At 72.5% G+C, this 17620-nt stretch carries 17 protein-coding genes; 7 read left to right on the forward strand and 10 right to left on the reverse strand.

Annotated elements, in window-relative coordinates:
- Nucleotides 1–65: 65 nt before the first annotated feature.
- The 3 genes from ACL03H_RS14960 to ACL03H_RS14970 form a co-directional block, all read right to left on the reverse strand.
- Nucleotides 66–824, reverse strand: a complete 759-nt coding sequence (locus ACL03H_RS14960) for an amino acid ABC transporter ATP-binding protein (protein ID WP_412811830.1) — start codon at nucleotides 822–824, stop codon at nucleotides 66–68.
- A gap of 50 nt (nucleotides 825–874) precedes the next feature.
- Nucleotides 875–1666 (reverse strand): amino acid ABC transporter permease, encoded by a 792-nt coding sequence (locus ACL03H_RS14965; protein ID WP_412811918.1) that lies wholly within the window; start codon nucleotides 1664–1666, stop codon nucleotides 875–877.
- Nucleotides 1667–1838: 172 nt separating this feature from the next.
- Nucleotides 1839–2663 (reverse strand): basic amino acid ABC transporter substrate-binding protein, encoded by an 825-nt coding sequence (locus tag ACL03H_RS14970; protein ID WP_412811831.1) that lies wholly within the window; start codon nucleotides 2661–2663, stop codon nucleotides 1839–1841.
- A gap of 547 nt (nucleotides 2664–3210) precedes the next feature.
- Between ACL03H_RS14970 and ACL03H_RS14975 the strand changes: the two genes are divergently transcribed.
- Nucleotides 3211–3387, forward strand: coding sequence for a PspC domain-containing protein (locus ACL03H_RS14975; RefSeq protein WP_412811832.1), 177 nt, complete (start codon nucleotides 3211–3213; stop codon nucleotides 3385–3387).
- A 46-nt stretch (nucleotides 3388–3433) separates the two neighbouring features.
- Here the strand turns inward: ACL03H_RS14975 and ACL03H_RS14980 are convergent, their stop codons facing one another.
- Complete coding sequence (locus ACL03H_RS14980) at nucleotides 3434–4855, reverse strand: M20/M25/M40 family metallo-hydrolase (RefSeq protein WP_412811833.1); 1422 nt, start codon at nucleotides 4853–4855, stop codon at nucleotides 3434–3436.
- 23 nt (nucleotides 4856–4878) lie between these two features.
- Nucleotides 4879–5544 (reverse strand): GOLPH3/VPS74 family protein, encoded by a 666-nt coding sequence (locus ACL03H_RS14985; protein ID WP_412811834.1) that lies wholly within the window; start codon nucleotides 5542–5544, stop codon nucleotides 4879–4881.
- 379 nt (nucleotides 5545–5923) lie between these two features.
- Between ACL03H_RS14985 and pdhA the strand changes: the two genes are divergently transcribed.
- Genes pdhA through ACL03H_RS15000 form a run of 3 tightly spaced genes read left to right on the forward strand, consistent with a single transcriptional unit; the run spans nucleotide 5924 to nucleotide 9586 of the window.
- A complete protein-coding gene (pdhA, locus tag ACL03H_RS14990; RefSeq protein WP_412811835.1) occupies nucleotides 5924–7150 on the forward strand; it encodes a pyruvate dehydrogenase (acetyl-transferring) E1 component subunit alpha in 1227 nt (408 codons plus the stop codon).
- Entirely contained in the window at nucleotides 7150–8181 is a 1032-nt protein-coding gene (locus ACL03H_RS14995) for an alpha-ketoacid dehydrogenase subunit beta (RefSeq protein ID WP_412811836.1), read from the forward strand. The genes pdhA and ACL03H_RS14995 overlap by 1 nt, the downstream gene beginning before the upstream one ends.
- Nucleotides 8182–8191: 10 nt before the next feature.
- Complete coding sequence (locus tag ACL03H_RS15000) at nucleotides 8192–9586, forward strand: dihydrolipoamide acetyltransferase family protein (RefSeq protein WP_412811837.1); 1395 nt, start codon at nucleotides 8192–8194, stop codon at nucleotides 9584–9586.
- Nucleotides 9587–9678: 92 nt separating this feature from the next.
- Here the strand turns inward: ACL03H_RS15000 and ACL03H_RS15005 are convergent, their stop codons facing one another.
- Nucleotides 9679–9873 (reverse strand): hypothetical protein, encoded by a 195-nt coding sequence (locus tag ACL03H_RS15005; RefSeq protein WP_412811838.1) that lies wholly within the window; start codon nucleotides 9871–9873, stop codon nucleotides 9679–9681.
- A gap of 467 nt (nucleotides 9874–10340) precedes the next feature.
- Here ACL03H_RS15005 and ACL03H_RS15010 point away from each other — a divergent pair, with 467 nt between their 5' ends.
- Nucleotides 10341–10898 (forward strand): DUF4232 domain-containing protein, encoded by a 558-nt coding sequence (locus ACL03H_RS15010; RefSeq protein ID WP_412811839.1) that lies wholly within the window; start codon nucleotides 10341–10343, stop codon nucleotides 10896–10898.
- A gap of 66 nt (nucleotides 10899–10964) precedes the next feature.
- On the opposite strand, the gene ACL03H_RS15015 is transcribed toward ACL03H_RS15010, so the two are convergent.
- Complete coding sequence (locus tag ACL03H_RS15015; RefSeq protein WP_412811840.1) at nucleotides 10965–12176, reverse strand: acyl-CoA dehydrogenase family protein; 1212 nt, start codon at nucleotides 12174–12176, stop codon at nucleotides 10965–10967.
- A gap of 128 nt (nucleotides 12177–12304) precedes the next feature.
- On the reverse strand, nucleotides 12305–12856 hold the full coding sequence (locus ACL03H_RS15020) for an SCP2 sterol-binding domain-containing protein (protein ID WP_412811841.1): 552 nt from the start codon (nucleotides 12854–12856) through the stop codon (nucleotides 12305–12307).
- A 174-nt stretch (nucleotides 12857–13030) separates the two neighbouring features.
- Between ACL03H_RS15020 and ACL03H_RS15025 the strand changes: the two genes are divergently transcribed.
- A complete protein-coding gene (locus ACL03H_RS15025) occupies nucleotides 13031–13738 on the forward strand; it encodes a TetR/AcrR family transcriptional regulator (protein WP_412811842.1) in 708 nt (235 codons plus the stop codon).
- A 130-nt stretch (nucleotides 13739–13868) separates the two neighbouring features.
- On the opposite strand, the gene ACL03H_RS15030 is transcribed toward ACL03H_RS15025, so the two are convergent.
- Together ACL03H_RS15030 and ACL03H_RS15035 are read right to left on the reverse strand one after the other, a co-directional pair.
- On the reverse strand, nucleotides 13869–14714 hold the full coding sequence (locus ACL03H_RS15030) for a MaoC family dehydratase (protein ID WP_412811843.1): 846 nt from the start codon (nucleotides 14712–14714) through the stop codon (nucleotides 13869–13871).
- Complete coding sequence (locus tag ACL03H_RS15035) at nucleotides 14711–16048, reverse strand: 3-oxoacyl-ACP reductase (RefSeq protein ID WP_412811844.1); 1338 nt, start codon at nucleotides 16046–16048, stop codon at nucleotides 14711–14713. The genes ACL03H_RS15030 and ACL03H_RS15035 overlap by 4 nt, the downstream gene beginning before the upstream one ends.
- Nucleotides 16049–16260: 212 nt before the next feature.
- Here ACL03H_RS15035 and ACL03H_RS15040 point away from each other — a divergent pair, with 212 nt between their 5' ends.
- Nucleotides 16261–17538: an acetyl-CoA C-acetyltransferase gene (locus ACL03H_RS15040; protein WP_412811845.1), complete on the forward strand. Its 1278-nt coding sequence runs from the start codon at nucleotides 16261–16263 to the stop codon at nucleotides 17536–17538.
- Nucleotides 17539–17620 lie beyond the last annotated feature (82 nt).

The following is a 17620-nucleotide window of genomic DNA, read 5'->3' on the forward strand; positions in this document are numbered from 1 at the left end:
AAGTACCGCCAGCATCGGGGATCGCGCTCCTGGGCGGGTCGTTCTCGGGGAAACGCGGGAGAACTTCAGTCGTTCGGGCCCGCGTGGGTGGGGTTCAGCACCCGGGACAGGAACACGCGGGTGCGCTCCTCGGCGGGGTTGCCGATGACGTCGGCGGGCGCGCCCTGCTCGACGACGAAACCGCCGTCCATGAACAGCACGCGGTCGGCGACCTCCCGGGCGAACTGCATCTCGTGCGTGACCACGAGCATCGTCATGCCCTCGTCGGCGAGCTGGCGCATCACGCCGAGCACGTCGCCGACGAGCTCCGGGTCCAGAGCGGACGTGGGCTCGTCGAACAGCATCACGTTCGGGTTCATCGACAGGGCGCGCGCGATCGCGACCCGCTGCTGCTGGCCGCCGGAGAGCTGCGCGGGCATCGCCGCGGCCTTCTCCGCGAGCCCCACCCGGTCCAGGTTCTCCCGCGCCACCCGCTCGGCCTCGGCCCGGCCGCGGCCCAGCACCTTGCGCTGCGCCACGGTCAGGTTCGCCAGCACGTCCAAGTGCGAGAACAGGTTGAAGCCCTGGAACACCATGCCGATGTGCCTGCGCGCCGCGTCCAGGTCGGTGTCCGGGTCGGTCACCTCCACGCCGTCCACCCGGATCGCCCCGGCGGTCGGCTGCTCCAGCAGGTTCACGCAGCGCAGCAGCGTCGACTTCCCCGAGCCCGAGGGGCCGATCACGCACACCACCTCGCCGCGCGCCACGGTCAGGTCGATGCCGCGCAGCACCTGCAACGAGCCGAACGCCTTGTCCAGCCCGGAAATCTCGATCATCGCGCTCATCCGGAGTTCCTCATCGCGTCGGTCGGGTTCGGCGTCGCTCGGGTTCGGCGTCATTCGCTGCGGGAGAGGCCGCCGCCGTAGCGGCGCTCCAGCCCGCTGGACAACCGCGAGAGCGGGATCGTGATGATCAGGTAGCAGAGCCCGGCGAGCAGGATCGGCGTGAGCGACTGGTACTGGTTCAGCGCGCCGCGGCCGAACTTCGACAGCTCGTACTGCTCCGCGGACAGGCCCAGCAGGTAGATCAGCGAGGAGTCCTTGGTGAGCAGGATCAGCTCGTTGGTCAGCGGCGGCAGGATGATCCGGAACGCCTGCGGCATCACCACGGTGATCATGGTGCGGGCCGGGGACATGCCCAGCGAGCGCGCGGCCTCCACCTGACCCTTGGGCACCGCCTGCACACCGGCCCGGATCGTCTCGGCCATGTAGGCGGCGCCGACCAGGCCGAGGCTGAGCATCACGGTGGAGTAGATGTCGAAGACGAGCTGGAACGCGATCGGCACGCCGTAGCCGAGCGCGATGAACACCAGCAGCGCGGGCACGCCGCGGAAGAACTCGATGTAGGCGGTCGCGATCCACCGGTACGGCCCCACCGAGGACAGCCGCATCAGCGCGAGGACCACGCCCAGCGCGAGGCCGAAGACGAAGCCCAGCACCGTGTAGACGAGGGTGTTCAGCAGGGCCGTGGTGATGATCCGCGGGAACTGCTCGGCGGCGACCTCGACGTTGAAGAAGGCGTCGGCGATCTTGGGCCAGTCCGCGAGCAGCGCGGCCAGCAGCGCCACCACCACGAGGACCGCGTACTGCACCGCGCGGATCACGCGGGTGCGCTGCCGCTTGCTCATCCGCCGCTTCGCGGGTGGTGCGGTGTCCGTTGCGGCCATGCGTCGACTCTCCCGGGCGGTGCTGGTCGTTCAGGTCGGGTGGGGCGTTCGGGGGCGGCGGCGCGGGGCCGGGCGCGCGCGTCCGACGCGCCGGGGCCGGGAGCCCGTCGGCTCCCGGCCCCGGCGCGCGAGATCACTGACCGGGGGTCTCGCCGGACTGCTCGGGGGCCTTGCCGAACCACTTCTGGTAGATCCGGTCGTACTCGCCGGACTCGCGGGCCTTGCGCAGCGAGTCGTTGACCTTCTGCACGAGCTGCGCGTTGCCCTTCTGGATGCCGATGCCGTAGGCCTCGCCGGTGGCGTACTCGGCGGTGACCTTCGTGTCCGGGTTCTTCTTGGCGAAGTCCAGCACCACGCCGTTGTCGTTGATGGCGGCGTCGACCTTGCCGGTCTGCACCGCGTTCGCCATCAGCGCGACGTCCTCGAACTGGACGACCTCGTAGCCGTGCTCGGCCTCGTGCTGCTTCGCGTACTCCTCGCCCGTGGTGCCGAGCTGCACCCCGAGCTTCTTGCCGCGCAGCTCGGGGAGGTCCTGGTAGGGCGTCTTCGCGTTCACCAGCAACGCCTGCTTGGCGTCGAAGTAGGGCTCGGAGAAGTCCATGTTCTGCTCGCGCGTGTCGGTGATCGTCATCGCGGCGGCCGCCACGTCGCACTTGCGGGTGTTGAGCGCCTCACCGGACTGGATGCCCTCGAAGGGCGTGTCGAAGAGCTTCTGCTCCAGTTGCAGGTCGCGCGCCACCAGGTCCACGAGCTCCACGTCGAAGCCGACGTGCTCGCCGTCCTCGTCGAACTGGAACGGCGGGTACGGCATGTGCGTGCAGGTCGTGAGCTTGCCGGCCTCGACGAACTGCAACTCGCCGTCGCCGCTGACCGGAGCGATGGACTGCGCGCAGCCCGCCGCGGTCAGCGCCAGCGCGGGCAGCAGGGCGAGGGCTCTCCAGGTGGTCCGACGCGCCACGATGTCACTCCTAGTAGGTGAGTACGCGAGTGCTGAGATGGTGCCACCCGATCGGGGTCAAGTACCGGCTCTCGATGTTGCGAAGGTGTCAATTTTTTCCCGCGACACGGCCGGACCCCTCGTCGAGTCCCCCAGCACGGCTCCGCCCGATCCGCGCGAGACCTGCACCGGAAGCGCCGTCCACACCTACCGGGCCGAGCCGAGGCTCAGTTTCACGGGCTGGCAGCCGCCGGTCAACAACCTGTTCACCATTCCGCTTGGTTTCGGGATGCGAAACACGCCCGCCGCATCCGTCCCGCTCTGGACTGTTCGTCCCAGTGCGCTGGTCCGCTCGGCCGGAGACCGTCGAATGACCGAGCGTGTTCGTCGGCGTCCGTTGGAGTGACGTGGCCGGGGTCTCGGGGCGAGCCTCCCGATCGCCGGAACCCCGGCCGCTGCTCGGCCTCGGCCGCGACCCCGAGACCGGCTCCGGGCCGCCCCCGATGTCGTACCGGTCGCCGAGCGGGGACGATGGAACGTGACACGAGAAGCAAGAGGAGAGGCACTGATGAACCTGACCCGCCCGCAGCACGGGAAGCGGATCGCCGGAGTGTGCGCGGGGATCGCCGACCGCTTCGGACTCGGCAGGGGGCTGGTGCGCTTCCTGTTCATCCTGTCCTGCCTGCTGCCCGGCCCCCAGTTCGTGATCTACATCATCCTCTGGGTGCTCATCCCCAAGAGCTGACGCCCGGCGCCCCTCCTCCTGGCGCGGAGGAGGGGCGCGAGCGCCGTCAGCGGCGGGTGTGCGCGTCCAGCGCGTACGCGATCGCCGTCGTGATCTTCGAGGCGAACTCCAGGTGCAGCGATTCGTCCGGGACGTGCGCGTTGCTGCCCGGCCCGAGCGCACCCGTGACCACGAACTGCGCCGCCGGGTAGGCGTTCTGCAGCAGTCCCATCAGCGGGATCGAGCCGCCCAGGCCCATCGTCGCCCACGGCGCGCCGAACACCTCCTCGCTCACCGCGTCCAGCGCACCGACCAGCCACGGCTCCGGGTCCGGTGCGTTCCAGCCCGCCGCGCCGTCGGAGATCGGGAAGGTGACCTCCGCGCCGTAGGGCACGTCGGCCGACAGCGCCTCGCGCAGCGCGGCCAGCGCCACCTGCGGGTCCGTCGTCGGGGGGATCCGCACGCTCAGCGCGAGCGTGGTGAACGGGCGCAGCACGTTGCCCGCGTCCGGCAGCGCGGGCAGTCCCTCCGCGCCGATCACCGAGACCGTCGGGCGCCAGGTGTTGTTCAGCGCCAGCTCCACCTCGTCCTCGGAGACCCAGCGCATCCCCTCCCGCGCGGGCACCGAGTCCCGGATCACCCCGGGCACCGCCGCGACCGCGGCCCGCGCCTCCGCGACCCGGTTCGCCGGGATCTCCGCGTTCAGCTCCGGCAGCAGCACCTCGCCGGTGGCCGAGTCCTCGATCCGGTCCAGCAGGGCGCGCAGCACCCGGAACGAGCTGGGCACGATGCCGCTGGCCGTGCCGGAGTGCTGCCCGCCGTCGAGCACCCGCACCCGCACTCCGACCCGCACGTCCCCGCGCAGCGAGGTCGTCAGCCACAGGCGCTGGTAGTCCGCCGCACCGGAGTCCAGGCACACCACCAGCGACACGGAGCCGAGCCGGTCCGCGAGATGTTCCAGGTAGGCGGCCATGTCCGGGCTGCCGGACTCCTCACCGGTCTCCAGCAGCAGCACGCAGCGCGCGTGCGCGCCGCCGTGCGCGCGGACCGCCTCGATGGCGGTGATCGCCGCGTAGGGCGCGTAGCCGTCGTCGACGCTGCCCCGGCCGTAGAGCCTCCCGTCGCGGACCACCGGGGTCCACGGGTCCAGGCCCTCCGACCAGCCGCCCACCGGGGGCTGCTTGTCGAGGTGCCCGTAGAGCAGCACCGCGTCGTCCTGGTCCGCGTCCGGCCCGGATGCGGGCACGTCCACCAGCAGCAGCGGGGTGCGCCCCTCCAGCCGGACCACCTCCAGCCGCGCGCCGGGGAGCTCCCGGGCGGCGATCCACGCCCGCACGTGCTCGATCGCCGCGTCCAGCTGCCCGGCCGACGTCCAGTCCGGGTCGTACGCGGGCGAGACCGCAGGGATCCGGACCAGCTCGGAGAGGCTGGGCAGGACGGAGTCCTCCCACGCCCGGTCGATGTCTGCGCGCACAGCGGAACGGTCCATGCGGCGATCGTATGCGCCCGCCGTCAGCGGCCCCCCGCGCCCGCCGCGGCCGCGGCGGTCACCACCGGCACGGCGGTGACGGCGGCGAGCCGACGGCGGACCGCCTCGCCGAGCCCCTCGCCCTTCGCGAGGGACGCCAGCGCGGCCCGCTCGTCCCGGTCGCAGCCCAGCGAGCGCGCGATCCCGGCCACGTGCACCAGGGCGCACAGCACCACCGTCCGGACGTCCTCCGGTGCCCGGCGCCCGCCCGCCCGCACCCGCTCGACGAGCGCCTCCCGCGCGGGCGGAACGGGGTGGAAGCGGTCATCGGGGATGAAGCCGAGCAGCCGGTACGGCTCCCGGCGCAGCGCCCCCTGGCGCACCAGCAGCTCGCGGTGCGCGCGGAAGCGGCCGAGCCGACGGGTCAGCAGGCCGGTGAGCTCCACCGGCCGCCCCCTCGGCCCGGCCCGGCGCACCAGCAGCCCGAGCAGCTCGTCGGCCCAGTCGATCCCGGTGCCGCGCGGGTCCAGGACGGCGACCCTGGTGCCGGTCAGCTCCACCCGGTCGCGCAGCGCGAGCTCGCCGAGCTCGGCGGCCGCGATGAGCAGGTCCGGCCGGCCGGGGGCGGGCCTCCCGTCGGCCCGGTGCAGCAGCAGCGCGAGCTCGTCCGGCAGGGTCACGGGCGGCGGAAAGTCGTGAAATCCGCTCATGCCGCACAGTGTGCCGCCCCGGCTCCCCGGAACTGGCGAGTTTCCGCAGCTCTCGAACGACGATCAGCCGCAATATCGGTACGGCGATCTTCCGAAAAGCGTTAGTCGGAACCCCGTTGCTTTGATGACCTGCGATTTTAGGCTCCTGCGGCGGAGGCTACGGTGCTCCGAGGACGATCTCCGGAGCGCATCATCCGGTGATCATTCCTGTGGCAGGGCTCACTGAATCGGCGGTAAGCGTGCCAGGATGGCGGAGAGCGATCCGAGCCGCTCCGGTCGAACACCCGCACGGCCCCAACCCCGGCCGGCGGTTCCCGGCCGGAGTTGCCGGACCCGGTCGTCACGAGCGGCCGATCCGGCATGACACGAGGAGATCCGCATGTCCCCGGAACACTGGACACGACCGGTTCCACCGGAGCACGGCACCACCGCCGATCCCCCTGCCGCTACCGCAGCGAAACCCACACGGGAGCAGGTGATCGCCGGTTTGCGCGCGACGAGCGAAGGAGGAGCCGACCTCGTTCAGCTCCTCACCCCTGAAGGCGAGCGGGTGCACCATCCCGACTTCGACCTCGACCTGACCGAAGCGCAGCTGCGCGACCTGTACCGGGACATGGTGCTGGTCCGCCGCTTCGACCGGGAGGGCAACGCCCTGCAGCGCCAGGGCCAGCTCGGCATCTGGGTGCCGCTGCTCGGCCAGGAGGCCGCGCAGGTCGGCGCGGGCCGGGCGCTGCGCAGGTCGGACATGGCCTTCCCCAGCTACCGCGAGCACGGCGTGGCCTGGTGCCGCGGTCTGGACCCGACGGAGCTGCTCGGCATCTTCCGCGGGACCGACCACGGCAGCTGGGACCCGATCAGCACCGGGTTCCACCTCTACACGATCGTCATCGGCAACCAGGCGCTCAACGCCGCCGGGTACGCGATGGGCCAGAAGTTCGACGGCAAGGTCGGCGACGACGACGGCGAAGCGACCATGGTGTTCTTCGGCGACGGCGCGACCAGCCAGGGCGACGTGCACGAGGCGATGGTCTGGGGCTCCGTCTACGACGCGCCGCTGGTGCTGTTCTGCCAGAACAACCAGTGGGCGATCTCCGAACCGCTGGAACGCCAGACCAGGGTGCCGCTGTACCAGCGCGCCGCCGGGTACGGGTTCCCCGGCATCCGCGTCGACGGCAACGACGTGCTCGCCAGCCTCGCCGTCTCGCGCTGGGCGCTGGAGGAGTGCCGGCACGGCAACGGACCGGTGCTGGTCGAGGCGTTCACCTACCGGATGGACGCGCACACCACCACCGACGACCCCACGCGCTACCGGCTCGCCGACGAGCTGGAGGCCTGGAAGCTCAAGGACCCCATCGAACGGCTCCGCGTGCACCTGGTTCGCGAGCAGGGGGCCGATCAGGACTTCTTCGACGACGTGCAGGCCGAGTCCGACGAGCTGGCCGCGCGGTTCCGGGAGTTCTGCTTCGCCATGCCCGAGCCCGACCCCTCCCGGATCTTCTCCGAGGTCTACGCCGAGGCCAGCCCCGTGGTCGCCGCGCAGCGCGAGGAGCTGCTCGGCCACCTCGACGGCTTCGCCGACCACCCCGTGCAGGGAGGTGTGCACTGATGGCCGCACCCGCGATGGAACGGACCGCTGCCACCGGCGGCGAGCGACCGTCCGCCACCCAGACCGTGACGATGGCCAAGGGGCTCAACCTGGGCCTGCGCGCCGCGCTCGAAGCGGACCCGAAGGTGCTCGTCATGGGCGAGGACGTCGGCAAGCTCGGCGGCGTGTTCCGGGTGACCGACGGGTTGCAGAAGGACTTCGGCGAGCACCGCGTGCTGGACACGCCGCTGGCCGAGTCCGGGATCATCGGCACCGCGGTGGGCCTCGCGATCCGCGGCTACCGGCCGGTGTGCGAGATCCAGTTCGACGGGTTCATCTTCCCCGGCTACGACCAGATCGTCTCCCAGCTGGCCAAGCTGCGGTTCCGCAGCCAGGGCAAGGTGCCGATGCCCGTCGTGGTGCGGGTGCCCTTCGGCGGCGGCATCGGCGCCGTCGAACACCACTCGGAATCCCCCGAGTCGTTGTTCGCGCACGTCGCCGGGCTCAAGGTCGTCGCCTGCTCCAACCCGGTGGACGCGCACTGGATGCTGCGCCAGGCCATCGAGTGCGACGACCCGGTGCTGTTCTTCGAGCCGAAGCGGCGCTACTACGAGAAGGCCGAGCTGAACTCGGAGGCGCAGCCGCCTCCGCTGTTCAGCTCGCGGGTGGTGCGGCCGGGCACGGCCGCGACGATCGCGACCTACGGCCCGACGGTGACGACCTGCCTGGCCGCGGCCGGGGCCGCCGCCGAGGAGGGGACCGAGCTGGAGGTCATCGACCTGCGCTCGCTGTCCCCGCTGGACCTGGAACCGGTATTCGAGTCGGTGCGCCGGACCGGACGGCTGGTGCTGGCCAGCGAGGCGCCGCCGGAGTCGTCGGTCACCTCGGAGATCGCCGCCCGGGTGCAGCAGGAGTGCTTCTACTCCCTGGAGGCGCCGGTGCTGCGGGTGACGGGCTTCGACGTGCCCTACCCCCCGGCGAAGCTGGAGAAGCACTTCCTGCCGGACCTCGATCGCGTGCTCGACGTCGTCGACCGCGCGCTGGCGTACTGAGGGAGCACCGATGCCACAACTGAAGCACTTCCCGCTCCCCGACGTCGGGGAAGGGCTCACCGAAGCCGAGATCCTCGGCTGGCGGGTGCAGCCAGGCGACGACGTCGAGGTCAACCAGATCTTCGTCGAGATCGAGACCGCGAAGGCGGCGGTGGAGCTGCCGTGCGCCTACGCGGGCAAGGTCGTGGAGCTGTTCGCGGAGGCCGGGCAGACGGTGGAGGTCGGCAAGCCGATCATCTCCATCGACCTGGACCCGGACGGCACCGCACCCAGCGACACCAGCCCCGCTCCGGAGCCGGCCGCCGCGGCGGCGGAGTCCGGGAGCACCGCGAACCTGGTGGGTTACGGCCCGCAGGCGACCAGCTCGAAGCGCCGTCCGCGCAAGGGCCGCGGGACGGCCCCGGCGGCGGACGTCTCCCAGCAGGCGGTGCAGGAGGCGCTGTCGGGTTCGGCCGCACCCATCCCGCCGCCGACCGAGCCGGTCGTGTCGGCCGTCCCCACCCAGGCCGTTCCGGAGCGGGCCCCGGCGGCCGCGCCGCGCGGGGCGGTGCCGCTGGCCAAGCCTCCGGTGCGCAAGCTCGCCAAGGACCTCGGCGTGGACCTGCGGACCCTCACCGGGTCCGGGGCGGGCGGGGTGATCACCCGCCAGGACGTGCAGAGCGCCTCCGCACCCGCCCCCCAGGCGGCCCCGGCGGCGCCGAGCGGCGCGCGGGAGCGGCGGGTGCCGATCAAGGGCGTGCGCAAGGCGACCGCGCAGGCGATGGTGCGCAGCGCGTTCACCGCCCCGCACGTCACGGAGTTCCTCACCGTCGACGTCACGCCGATGATGGAGCTGCGCCAGCGGCTCAAGTCGCACCCCGAGTTCCAGGGCGTCAAGGTCACGCCGCTGGCGTTCGCCGCGAAGGCGCTGTGCCTGGCGGTGCGCCGGACCCCGGACGTGAACGCGACCTGGGACGAGGACGCGGGCGAGATCGTCTACAAGGACTACGTGCACCTGGGCATCGCGGCGGCCACGCCGCGCGGCCTGGTGGTGCCCAAGGTCCGGGACGCGGACGGGATGTCGCTGCGGGAGCTGGCGGCGGCGCTGGAGTCGCTCACCGCGACCGCGCGGGAGGGCCGGACGACCCCGGGTGACATGGCCGACGGCACGATCACGATCACGAACGTGGGCGTGTTCGGCGTCGACACCGGTACCCCGATCCTCAACCCGGGCGAGTCCGCGATCCTCGCGTTCGGCGCGATCCGCGACATGCCGTGGGTGGTGGACGGGCAGGTGGTCCCGCGCAAGGTGTGCCAGCTGGCGCTGAGCTTCGACCACCGGGTCGTGGACGGCGAGCAGGGCTCGCGGTTCTTGGCCGATGTCGGGGCGCTGCTGGCGGACCCGAGCATGGCGATCACGTACTGATCACCCGCTGAACGGCGACGGCCGGGGTGGGCGCTCTCGCGTCCGCCCCGGCCGTCGTGCTGCTCCAGCTCCCCCGCCCCCGGGCAGCGGGCTCAGGCCTCCTTGCGGCGGCGTCCGCCGCGGGAGCTCGCCTTCGCGGGGGCCGCGGCGGCGCCGTCGGACTCGGCGGAACCGCCGCCGAAGTCGAAGCTGTGCGAGTCGAACTCGTGCACCTCGATGTCCGGCAGACCGCCGAGCTCCTCGTTCAGCTCGCCGAAGATCGGCGTACCTGGATCGGGCTTGTTCACCGCTTCGCCCTCCCGTTTCGTTCTCGAAGCCGTGTTGCTGAGGTGGGTTCGGTGCCGAGCGGCACCGGGGTCGTGGCGCGATCGGCGCTCCCGCCGAACCAGCCCGGCAGAGCCCACGCGCGCACCGTGCCGATCAAACGCGAACTGGTCCGCCAGCCTCGCGCTCACAAACCGATATTCATTCCTTCGGGTGAGCCCATCATGCCTCGCGCCGCAGCGCGGGACGGCACACCCCTGGAACTTGCCACGCCCCCGTCCAACATCGGCCCCGACCCGCGCATTCCGCCGCGTGGGATTCGCCACGCGGATCCCACCTGCTCCGACGCGCCCGCACCGGGAAACCGACCGGAAAACGAGTGGTTCGCGTCACATCGACTCAACGTGAGGGCGCCGTCAGGCATCACCCGAATGTGCGGCCGTCAGGGTCGCGGCGCCGAGAAGCGGGGCCGCCCGGCCGCACCGAGGAGATGAGACCGATGTTCCACGGCAAGCGCACCAAGATCGCAACCACCGCTGGTATCGCCGCCACCGCCGGTTCCGCTCTGCTGGCCGGGATCGCGCTCGCCGGCAGCGCGCAAGCCATGCCGAGCGACCACCCCGACTTCGACCAGCGCTGCACGCCCGACCAGGTCGAGGTCACCATCGGACCGCTCGACCACGCGATGATGCACGAGGGCGGCGACGTGCGGTTCACCGCCAAGCCGGGGCAGAGCTGCCTGCTCGGCGGCTCGCCGACGATGAGCTTCCTGGACTCGCGGGGCCAGCCGCTCGACATCCCGGGCGAGCACCCGCGCGGCGACGCCGAGACCCACCGGATCGACGAGTCGCACCCGGCCAGCGCCTCGTTCCGCTACCAGGTGACGGACCCGAACACCGGCGACAGCATCCCCGGAGCGACGCCGAGCGCCGTCGAGATCGCGTTCCCCGGCATCTCGGGCGTCTACAGCGTCACCGTTCCCTGGAACGGCGCCACGGTCCCGGGCCCCGTCTCGATCAGCAACGTCGCACCGGCCCCCCAGGCCTGACGCCGCCGAGCCGGCCCGGCGGCCCGAGCGCCCGCCGGGCCACGCACCCCGAGCCGCCGTGCCCGGTCACTGGATGTGGCGGCCCGAGATGGCGCGGGCGACGACGAGCTGCTGGATCTGCTCGGTGCCCTCGAAGATGTCGTAGATCTTCGCGTCGCGGTGCAGGCGCTCGACCGGGAACTCCCGGGTGTAGCCGTTGCCGCCGAGGATCTGGATGGCTCGCTCGGTCGCCCAGGTGGCGACGCGCCCGGCCTTGAGCTTCGACATCGAACCCTCGCCCGCGGTGAACGGCTCGTCGTTGCGGCCCATCCACGCCGCGCGCCACACCAGCATCCGCGCCGCGTCGATCTCCATGCGCATGTCGGCGAGGGTGAAGGCGATCGACTGGTTGTCGATGATCGGGCGACCGAAGGTCTCGCGCTCCTTGGCGTACTCCAGGGCGTGCTCGTAGGCGGCGCGGGCGATGCCGAGGGCCTGCGCGCCGACGGTGGGGCGGGAGAGCTCGAAGGTCTTCATCGCAGCCTGCCCGCTGGCCTTGCCGCCCTCCCGGGCGCGGGCGAGCTTCTCGTCCAGCTTCTCCTTGCCGCCGAGCAGGCAGCTGCCGGGCACCCGCACGTCGTCCAGGAACACGTCCGCCGTGTGCGAGGCGCGCAACCCGTGCTTCTTGATCTTGCTCGGCGACTCCAGCCCCTTCGTGCCGGGCGGGACGATGAAGGCGGCCTGCCCGCGCGATCCGAGCGAGGAGTCCACGACCGCCTGCACCACGTGCACGTTCGCGATGCCGCCGTTGGTCGCCCACGCCTTCTGGCCGTTGAGCACCCACTCGTCGTTGGCCTCGTCGTAGACGGCGCGGGTGCGCATCGCCGAGACGTCCGAGCCCGCGGCCGGTTCCGAGGAGCAGAACGCGCCGACCCGCGGCTCGTTCTCGTCGCCGTAGCACTGCGGCACCCACTCGGCCATCTGGTCCGGGGTGCCGGCGGCGAAGATGCCCGCGACCGCCAGCGTGGTGCCGAAGATCGCCATGCCGATGCCGCCGTCGCCCCAGAACAGCTCCTCGTTGGCGATCGGGAGCGAGAGCCCGGTGTCATCCGCCCAGAAGGTCGCGAGGGTCTCGAAGCCGTAGAGCCCGACCTTCGCGGCCTCCTGGATGATCGGCCACGGCGTCTCCTCGCGCTCGTCCCACTCGGCCGCGGCCGGGCGGATGACCTTCTCCGCGAAGCCGTGCACCCAATCGCGCAGGTCGCGGTGTTCTTCGCTCAGGTCCAGGGAGAAGCTCATCTGATTCCTTCTGATTCGTGGCGAGGTGCGGCGCCGGGACCGGCCCGGCGGTGGCCCGGAGGCCGGCGGGCGGGCACCGCGACGACCCCCGGCGCCGCGAGTCCCACCCGCCCATCCCGGAGCCCCGGTCAGGCCTTCGGGATCTGGAAGAGCTTGGTGAGCCCGGCGGCGAAGCCGACGTCCCCCGCCACCTTGAGCTTTCCGGTCATGAACTGCACCGGGGCGGAGGCGTTGCCGGAGACGAGCTTGAGGAACTCCACCGGCCCGATCATGATCGTCACGCGCGGGTCCTCGTGCCGGGGCTCCTTGTGCACCGTGCAGGTGCCGCCGGAGAGCACGGACTCGTAGCGCACGGTGTCGTGCTCGTCGGTGCCGATGCGCCAGCGGACCACGGCCTCGGTGGAGCGGGCCTTGTCCGACTTGTAGTGCTCGCTCATCCTCCGGAACACTTCGTCGAGCACCTGGACGCGCAGCTCGGGGCGGGCCATGACGGCCTCGACCTGCTGGGCCGAGGCGCGCGAGATCAGCTGGGCGAACTGCTCGGGGCGCAGCGCGCTGAGGTCAGCGGTCCCGGCGGCGGCCTGACCGGACGCGGCCTCCAGCAGCGCGACGAACTCCTCCTCGCCGATCTTCTTCGGGTCGGCGGCGGCGAGCGCGCTGATCGGATCCGTCTGAGACATGAAGACCTCCCCTTACCTACTCGCAAGTAATACTACGTTCCAGTAGGTTGGGCGGGCAAGGCGTCCCGGTGATCGCCCTGCTCTAGCCTGTCCCGCAGATCACAGCACGCCCCGCTCCGCCGCGAAGGCCGACCCGCGAGGTCACCGCGGCGCGGCGAGGAACCAGGAGGTGGGATGCGGTCCGACCCGGACGATCACGAGGCGAGCCCGCGGCCCAGGAGCAGGCGGCTACCGCGCTCCGTGCGGGAGCGCCAGATCCTCGACGCCGCCGTCGAGGTCTACGCCGCGCGCGGCTTCCACCTCGCGTCGATGGACGAGATCTCCGAAGTCGCCGGCATCTCCAAACCCATGATCTACGCCTACCTCGGCTCGAAGGAAGAGCTGTTCGTGGCGTGCATCCAGCGCGAGGCGACCCGCCTCATCGAGGCGATCGGCACTGCCGTGGACCCCGAGGTCAGCCCGGACGAGCAGCTCTGGCGGGGGCTGCGGGTCTTCTTCGACTACGTGCAGCGCAACCGCGCGAGCTGGACGCTGCTGCACCGGCAGGCCCCGGCGGGCGGCGAGCCCTTCGCCACGGAGTTCGGGCAGTGGCGGGAGCGCGCGATGGCGCTCATCGCCGCGCTGCTGGCCCGCGCCACCGAGACCGCGGCCCAGCCGATGCCGGTGCAGCGGATGGAGCCGTTCGCGGCGGCGCTGGTCGGCTCCGCCGAATCGCTGCTGGACTGGTGGGTCGAGCACCCCGAGCACACCGCGGACGGGCTGGCGATGCGGTTGATGAACCTCGCCTGGATGGGCTTCGGCGATCTCGTCGAGGGCCGCTCCTGGTCCCCGGCACCGCGGGAGGACCCCGCTCCCGGGGGCACCACCGAGCAGCAGGGCTGACCCGCCCGGGCAGCGGTGGAGCCACCGAGTCCCCGGTCCGCGCGGGGGAGAGCGCGGTGGGGACGGCCCCCGGCCGCCCCCACCACCCGGATCCGCCGCTCAGCGCGGATCCGGCCCGCCTTCCCTCGGGTCAGCGCAGCCGCCCCAGCAGGTGCGGCGCACCGGAACGGGAGTGCACCGCGAACGAGGTCCCCGCACCGGGGCCGCCGAGCTCGGTGAACTCGACCGTCGACGGCAGCAGCAGCGGCTTCACGAAGTCCACGTCGACGGTGTAGGACTCCGGCAGCCCGCTCTCCAACGCGGCCAGCGCCCGCGCCTTCGTCCACATCCCGTGCGCGATCGCGCGCGGGAACCCGAAGGCCTTCGCCGCCAGCGCGCGCAGGTGGATCGGGTTGCGGTCCCCGGAGACCGCCGCGTAGCGGCGCCCCTGGTCGGCCGGCACCCGCCAGCGGGCGGTGGCCGCGCCGGGCTCGACCTCGGCGACCCGCTCGGCGCGCGGGGCGGAGTCGTCGGACCGGCCGCGCCGCAGGTAGGTGCTGGTCTCGCGCCAGACCACCTCGCCGTCGACCTCGGTCTCGGTGATGACGTCGAGCTGACTGCCCTTGGCGTGCGGACGCAGGTTCGCCACCCGCACCCGCTGGGTGAGCACGTCGGTCACCAGCAGCGGGCGGTGCACGGTGGTGCTGTTCGCCACGTGCACCAGCCCCACCAGCGGGAACGGGAATCCCGGATCGGTCATCAACCGCACCGACAGCCCGAAGGAGAGCACGTGCGGGTAGGTCGCGGGCAGCACGTCGCGCAGCCCGAAACCGCAGACCCGGTCGTACTCGGCGAGGTGCGCGCGGTCGACGGCGAGGTCGCGGCGGACGTACTCGGTCCCGGGCAGCTCACCGCCGCGCCGGACCGGACCGGCGAGGACGGCCTTGGCGTAGAGCGCGGAGAGGTTCGGCGCCGCGTCGAGTTCGGTGCTCATCACGCCCCCAGCAGGCTCTGGCCGCAGACCCGGACCACGTTGCCGTTCACGCCCGCCGAGCCCGGGTTGGCGTACCAGGCGATGGTCTCGGCGACGTCGACCGGCAGCCCGCCCTGCGAGAGGCTGCTCATCCGGCGACCCGCCTCCCGGATGAGCAGCGGAACGGCGGCGGTCATCTTGGTCTCGATGAAGCCGGGGGCGACGGCGTTGATGGTGGCGCCGCGCCGGGCGGCCAGCGGCGCGAGCCCCTGCACCAGGCCGATCACCCCGGCCTTGGAGGTCGCGTAGTTGGACTGGCCGACGTTGCCCGCGATGCCGCTGATCGAAGCGACGCCGATGAGCCTGCCGCCCCGGCGCAGCGGGGAGCCCTCCGCGAGCAGCGCCTCGTTGATCCGCTCCTGGGCGGTGAGGTTCACCGCGAGCACCGAGCCCCAACGCCCCTCGTCCATCCGGCCGAGGGTCTTGTCCCGGGTGATGCCCGCGTTGTGCACGACGACGTCGAGCCCGTCGTGGCGCTCGGTGACGTGCTCGACGAGGCGCCGCGGGGCGTCCTCGGCGGTGATGTCGAGCTGCAGGGCGGAGCCGCCGATGCGGTTCGCGACGTTCGCCAGGTCGGCGCCCTGCGCCGGGACGTCGAGGCAGATGACGTGCGCGCCGTCGCGGGCCAGGGTCTCGGCGATGGACTCGCCGATGCCCCGGGAGGCGCCGGTGACCAGGGCGACCTCGTCCCGCAGCGGCCGGTCCCGGTCCACCTCGGGCACCTCGGCGCGGCCCACCCGCACGACCTGCGCGGAGACGAACGCCGACTTCGCGGACAGCAGGAACTCCAGCGTGGAGCCGAGGGAGCCCTCGGCGCCCTCGGAGGCGTAGACGAGCTGGGCGGTGGCACCCCGCTTGAGCTCCTTGCCGACGGTGCGCACGAAGCCCTCCAGCGAGCGCTGGGCGACCCGCTCGGCCACGTCGGTGGTCTCCTCCGGCGGAGTGCCGAGCACGAGCACCCGGCCGCAGGTGTCGACCTGGCGGATCACCGGGGCGAAGAAGGCGCGCAGCTGCTCCAGCTGAGCGCTGGAGGTGATGCCGGTGGCGTCGAAGATCAGCGCCGAGAAGCGGGCGTCCGCCGCGGCCTCGGTGCGGACCTCGGCCCCGGCGGCGCGCAGCACGCCCGTGATCGCTTCGCCGAGCCGGGAGCCCTCCGCCGCCCCGCTGAGCACCGGTCCGGCCACCACCGGGTCGCCGGGCCGGAAGCGGCGCAGCGGTGCGGGGGTGGGCAGGCCGAGGCGCCTGGCGAGACCCCGGCCGAATCCGGTCGAGGTGAACTGCTGGTACCGGTCGGACATGAGTGCTCCCGGAGTGGTCGGGCGGACTGTGCGGTGAGGCGGGCTCGACGCCCAACCTACCCGCGGGTAGGTTAGGGCCTCGTCGGGGTCGGCACCAGGCCCCGCGCGGCCCGGGCCCGCGCGAGGCGGCCACCCGGCCGCACCACCACCGCCCGCGGCCCCGGACCAGCAGCAAGCACCGGACCACCGGTCCCGTCTCCAAGGAGTCCCGCATGGCCACCACTCGGCGCGTCGCGATCGTCGGCGGCAACCGGATCCCGTTCGCCCGGTCCGGCGGCCCCTACGCCCGGGCCTCGAACCAGGACATGCTCATCGCCGCGCTGGACGGGTTGATCGCCCGCTTCGGGCTGCGGGGCGAGCGGATCGGCGAGGTCGTCGCGGGCGCGGTGCTCAAGCACAGCAGGGACTTCAACCTGGCCCGGGAGGCAGTGCTCGGCTCGCGCCTGGACCCCCGCACCCCGGCGCACGACGTGCAGCTGGCCTGCGCGACCGGGCTGGAGGCGGTGACCTCGGTCGCGAACAAGATCGCGCTCGGGCAGCTGGACTCGGGCATCGCGGGCGGCGTGGACTCCGCCAGCGACGCGCCGATCGCGCTCAACGACGACCTGCGCCGGGTGCTGCTCGCGGCGAACCACGCCAAGAGCACCGGCGGCAAGCTCAGGGCGCTGCTCGGCGCCCGCCCGCAGCACGTGGTGCCGGACATCCCGGAGAACTCCGAACCGCGCACCGGCCTGTCCATGGGCGAGCACGCCGCGCGCACCGCGCTGGCCTGGGGCATCAGCCGGGAGGCCCAGGACGAGCTGGCCGCCCGCAGCCATCAGCGCCTGGCGGCCGCCTACGAGCGCGGATTCTTCGACGACCTGCTCACCCCGTTCCAGGGCCAGCAGCGGGACCAGAACCTGCGCCCGGACAGCAGCGCGGAGAAGCTCGGCGCGCTCAAGCCGGTGTTCGGCGGCGGCGAGGGCGCGACGATGACGGCGGGCAACTCGACGCCGCTCAGCGACGGCGCGTCGGCGGTGCTGCTGGCCAGCGAGGAGTGGGCGGCGGCGCACAAGCTGCCGGTGCTGGCCCACCTGAGCGACATCGTGCCCGCCGCCGTGGACCACGTCAGCGGGGACGAGGGCCTGCTGATGGCGCCGGCCTACGCGGTGCCGAAGCTGCTGGAGCGCTCCGGCCTGGGACTAGGCGACTTCGACTTCTACGAGATCCACGAGGCCTTCGCCTCGCAGGTGCTGGCCACGCTGCGGGCGTGGGAGGACCCGGAGTTCTGCAAGGACCGGCTGGGCCTGGACGCGCCGCTGGGGGAGGTCGACCCGGCGAAGCTGAACGTGAACGGTTCCTCGCTGGCCGCCGGGCACCCGTTCGCCGCCACCGGTGGGCGGATCGTGGCGACGCTGGCGAAGCTGCTCGCCGAGCGCGGCTCCGGCCGCGGGCTGATCTCGATCTGCGCCGCGGGCGGTCAGGGCGTCACGGCGATCCTGGATCGCTGAGCCGGCTCCCGGGGTTTCGGGCGGCGACCGGGTCACCGAACGCGCTGGTCAACAGGCCGAAGACGCCCCGAAGGAGCCTTCC

This window comes from Saccharopolyspora antibiotica (assembly GCF_047200635.1).
Lineage (GTDB): Bacteria > Actinomycetota > Actinomycetes > Mycobacteriales > Pseudonocardiaceae > Saccharopolyspora_C.